The organism is Micromonospora sp. M51 (assembly GCF_018070305.1).
Classification (GTDB): Bacteria; Actinomycetota; Actinomycetes; order Mycobacteriales; family Micromonosporaceae; genus Micromonospora; species Micromonospora parva.
Genome location: NZ_JAGPXZ010000531.1, coordinates 1 through 4,409, shown reverse-complemented (window position 1 = coordinate 4,409; position 4,409 = coordinate 1). Strand labels below are relative to the sequence as shown.

The 4,409-nt window shown below is 67.9% G+C and carries 3 protein-coding genes, 2 tRNA genes and 1 pseudogene; 2 read left to right on the top strand and 4 right to left on the bottom strand.

Going from position 1 to position 4,409, the window contains the following annotated elements; translation table 11 throughout:
• Window positions 1-569, bottom strand: a 569-nt coding sequence (locus KBX53_RS23805; protein WP_210861736.1) for an RICIN domain-containing protein, incomplete at its 3' end; no start/stop codon positions are given.
• Between the two features lie 570 nt (window positions 570-1,139).
• Window positions 1,140-2,252 (bottom strand): ricin-type beta-trefoil lectin domain protein, encoded by a 1,113-nt coding sequence (locus KBX53_RS23800; protein WP_030331585.1) that lies wholly within the window; start codon window positions 2,250-2,252, stop codon window positions 1,140-1,142.
• 257 nt (window positions 2,253-2,509) lie between these two features.
• Between KBX53_RS23800 and KBX53_RS23795 the strand changes: the two genes are divergently transcribed.
• Window positions 2,510-2,851, top strand: a complete 342-nt coding sequence (locus KBX53_RS23795) for a hypothetical protein (RefSeq protein WP_210861735.1) — start codon at window positions 2,510-2,512, stop codon at window positions 2,849-2,851.
• A gap of 348 nt (window positions 2,852-3,199) precedes the next feature.
• Here KBX53_RS23795 and KBX53_RS23790 read toward each other — a convergent pair.
• Together KBX53_RS23790 and KBX53_RS23785 are read right to left on the bottom strand one after the other, a co-directional pair.
• Window positions 3,200-3,272, bottom strand: a tRNA-Arg gene (locus tag KBX53_RS23790).
• Window positions 3,273-3,307: 35 nt separating this feature from the next.
• Window positions 3,308-3,398, bottom strand: a tRNA-Ser gene (locus KBX53_RS23785).
• A 239-nt stretch (window positions 3,399-3,637) separates the two neighbouring features.
• Between KBX53_RS23785 and KBX53_RS23780 the strand changes: the two are divergent.
• A pseudogene (locus KBX53_RS23780) lies at window positions 3,638-4,409 on the top strand (hypothetical protein); the annotation flags it as partial.

The following is a 4,409-nucleotide window of genomic DNA, read 5'->3' as shown; positions in this document are numbered from 1 at the left end:
AACTGCCACTGCTGGTTGGTGCCGTTCCAGTCGTCGTACTGCACGATGTTTCCGCCGTCGGCGGTCGAGGCGCCCTGCACCTCCATCACCTTGTTGCTGTTCCGATTGATCAACCGGACGTAACCGCTGTCCGAGTCGGCCAACCGGAACTGCTGGTTGGTGCTGTTGTTGTCGGTCCACTGCACGATTGCGCCGCCGTTGGCGGTCGAGAAGCCCGAGACGTCCAGCACCTTGTTGGACAGCCGCGACTTCACCCGGTAGTAGCCTCCACCGGAGTCGACGAACTGCCACTGCTGCTGGTTACCGTTGTTGCGGGTCCACTGCGTGATCCGCGCGCCGTCGTTCGTGGCCAGGTTGTACACGTCCAGGGCCTTGCCGCTGTTGCGATTGATCAACACGTACCACGCGTTCGTGTCGACGGTCGCCGCTGCGGCGGGCGACGACACCACCGCTACGGCGGCGCCACCGACCATCAACGCCGCCGCGCTGGCGGCGAGGAGACGGGGCAACCACCAACGTTGCCGCCGCGACGGCGGTGCGATTGTTGGAGACCTATCGAGGGCAGACATGATCCTCCTCCAATGACCAAGAGCCGAACGGCCTGCCCGGGGGTGGGCGTACCGCGACGCGTGGCCGAGCAAACAGGCGTCAAGAAGTTAGCGTTAACAAGATGCCGGCGAGCCCTGGCGCACGCCTGATTCGAGATCGACGAGGCAGGGCTTGCCCGGAAAGCCAAGGTGTCGTCGTCCTTAGGCATCGACTGTGAGCGATAACATGCCGTTCGTCAAGACGTAACGTGCTGGGAACATCAACCGTCGTCGAACCACGGATCTTGGAGCGGAACACCCTCGACCGACTTCCCGCAGGCATCGCCCCAGATCCCCGCCCAGAGCACGACCACCACCCTTGAGGCGGCGTCGAGCGCGCGTTAACATCGACGTTTGCCCATCGCCTGGGGAGCCGTGCGCCGTGGCCATCAGCGCGGGCGTCCTGGTCGGCATCACCCTCACCGACACCCGGCGCCAACGGCGTGCGGTGTCGGCGGCGCCGGGTGGACGGAGTGGTTGATCCCGCAGTCCAGCCGTCTGTTGACGTCGAACGTGGGGATGCGGTCCGACCACCCGGCGCGAGCGCCCGAACTATCGGCGGCTCCACTGCTGGTTGGTCTGTCCGGTGCAGGTCCAGAGGACGAGCTTCGTGCCGTTGCCGGTGCCCATGTTGTAGGGGTCCAGGCAGAGGCCGGACTGCACCCCGGTGATGGTGCCGTTGGCGTTCACGTTCCACTGCTGGTTCGTGCCGCCGTGGCAGTCGTAGATGGTGACCTGGGTGCCCGGGGAGGTGCCGTAGCCGGCGGCGTCGAGGCACTTGTTGCCGTACACGGTCAGGGCCTTGCCGCTCGTGTAGGTCCACTGCTGGTTGGTACGACCGTGACAGTCCCACAACTGCACCTGCGTGCCGTTGGTGGTGGACGAGCCGGGGACGTCGACGCAGCGGCCGGACAGCGCACCCACGATCGCGTTGGTCTGCCCGGAGCCGGTGCCCGGGTCGCCGATGCTGCCGGGCACCGACTGCAACGCGCTGTACCAGCGGGCGGCCATCTTGTCGTAGCCGCCGGAGGTGGGGTGGATGCCGTCGATCAGGTCGCCAGTGGTGAGGGCGCTGTGCATGTCGACCAGGCGCACGCGCTTGCCGGCGTTCACCTTGCTCTGCACGATGCCGGGGATCGCCGCGTTGAACGTGCGGACGGCTGCTTCCTGGTTGCTGTTGGACAGCGGGATGATCTGCGCGACGAACACGTCAGCGGTGGGAGCCGTCGTCGTGATCCGGTCGATCAGGGTGGAGAGCCGGTTCGGCGCGGTGCTCACGTTGTAGTTCTGCAGGATGTCGTTGGTGCCGATGTGCAGCAGGACGGTCCGCGGCCGTTGGGTGTTCAGCCAGCCGACGATGTTCGCGTCGATCTGGTCGATCCGCCAGCCCGGGTGCCCCTGGTGGTCGTGGTCACCCAGGCTGGCCGGCCCGTTGAACTGCGACCCGACGAAGTCCACCGTGTACCGGCCGTTGACGAGGCGCTGCCAGAGCCCGATGCGGTACCCACCCGGCACCTGGGTGCCCTCGGTGATGGAGTCGCCGAGCGGCATCACCCGTACCCCGCCGTTGGATTCCGCGCTGGCCGGACCGGTCGAGGTCAGCACCCCGGCGAGGACGACCCCGAGCGCGGCGGTCGCCGCGAGCCATCTTGCCCTCGTTCGCATAGATTTCTCCCCTGCAGTGGTAGTGCTGACCGAGGAGTCAGGCCGTGGCGACCGTCACCACATCGGCATGACGATGCCGTCGCAGCACTGGGACGGGTTTGTTAACGCTAACAGCGATTCATGTAAATTCTTGTCGCTGACCTCGCCCACGTCAAGCGTGCCAGCACCCTTGGGTAGCGGCGCCGAACCAGCGCGACGCCCGCGCCCCTGCTGGCGGCGGTGATCCACGTCAACCGAGCCGACAGATCAACCAGTTCGTGGCCGAAGAGAGCCGGATCAGCGAGAACGTCGCCAGCACGAACAGCACCATCGAACACGGCGGCGGCGTCTACAACGGCAGCGGCACCGTCGTACTGCGCCGCACCCACGTCGACCGCAACCGGGCCATCGGCTCAAGCTCGCAGGGCGGCGGGATCTACAACAACGCCACCCTCAACCTCACCGAAAGCAAGATCACCGACAACATCTCCACACTGGCACCCGGCGGGATCTTCAACGACGGCGGCCAGGTCACCGTGGACCAGAAGACGGCCATCACCGGCAACCGGCCCACCAACTGCACACCCAGCTCACCGCCAGTGCCCAACTGCTTCGGCTGATCAGGCGAGGCGCACGGTACGTGGGTTGTCAGACGGGCATCCGGTCCCGCACGGGTTCGATCATGACGATCGGACCGCTGCGGGACCGGACACCTGTCTACGGGACGACTTCAGCTCAGCTCCGCAAAGCGGGGACACCAACTGACGGTGCAGGGCGCATTGCGACGACCCGAACTGCGCAGACCTACGCCTGTTCAATGCCCCCACCAGGAGAGCGGGGCCACCAACCGACGACCCCAGCGTGATTACGGAAAGCGACGACACCAACCTGGCAGCCAGCGCCCGACGGGGGTGGCCAACAAAAAACGTCTGGCCGCGTTTCCGCAGGCCAGACGTTTTATGATCTTGTGCGCCCGAAGGGACTCGAACCCCTAACCTTCTGATCCGTAGTCAGATGCTCTATCCATTGAGCTACGGGCGCTTGTGCTCAGCCAGTGTACACACCCGGCTTTCGCGCGGAGACTCCGGGATTCGAACCCGGGAGGGGCTTTAAGACCCCAACCGCATTAGCAGTGCGGCGCCATAGACCAGACTAGGCGAAGTCTCCCTGGTGATCCTCAGACCACCGCGCCCGAGGATACAGGTCGCCACCCACCGGGAGCAAAACGACTTCCGGGGTACGCCCGCCAGGGCCGCCCGCCCTCGGTGATTCCACGCTGTGCGACGGCGTGATCGGGACTACGCTCCATCGATATGCAGGAGCAGCCGCCCAGCGAGTCGATCCGTCGAGAGCCTGCTGAGGGAGCGCGGCGGCGCTCCCCACGGGCCACCTTCAGGCCGCCGATCGTGGCCGAGCCGACCGTGGCCGAGGAGCCGACCGGGACGGCGGAATCCACCGAGGCGGCGGCATCCCCGGCAGCCGCGCCGGCGAGCCCGCGTCCTCGACGGGCCAAGGCCGCCCCGGCGGTGCTCTTCCAACCACCGGATCCGGACCGCCCACTGCCCCGACAGCCTGGACGCGCACCGGCCGACCTGACCACCGACGCGACAGCGGGTCAACCAGAACCGTCGAACGGTGACGAACCAGGCCCGCCGAAGGCCCGCACCACCCCCACCCGCAAGGCAGCTACCCGGAGCGCGGCCGAGCCGCCCGCCGAGGCGATCCCGACCACGCCCGCGCCGCGCAAACGTGCCGCGAGCCCCACCAAGGCCGCGAACACCAGGGCCGCGAGCCCCACGAAGGCCGCCAGCACCACAGCCACGAGCCCGAACGAGGCGACGAGCCCCAGCAAAGCGGCGACCCCGGCCAGAGCCGCAAAGGCCACCAAGCGCGCGGCCGCCCCGCGCAAGAGCACCACGCCGGCCGAGCCCGCCCCCGAACCTGTCGCCGAGCAGGTCACGGCACCGGCGGCACCCGTCGCGCGGCAGGCTGAGCCGGCTCTGGGGCGTACCCCAGAATCGGAGCTGCGGGCGGTCGTCGCGCGCGTGCTCGACCACCCTGGCTTCGCGCCGGAGCTGTTGGCGCTGGCCGCGGTGCGGGCGTTGGGGCCCGGCGCGGCCGGATGGGCGGCGGGGTTGCGCACCCGGTATCCGGACGCGTCGGCGGACGGCCTGGGAC

Bases quoted from the DNA above. Each gene is read 5' to 3' on its own strand.
- KBX53_RS23800 (WP_030331585.1), bottom strand. From the start codon at position 2,252: ATGCGAACGAGGGCAAGATGGCTCGCGGCGACCGCCGCGCTCGGGGTC.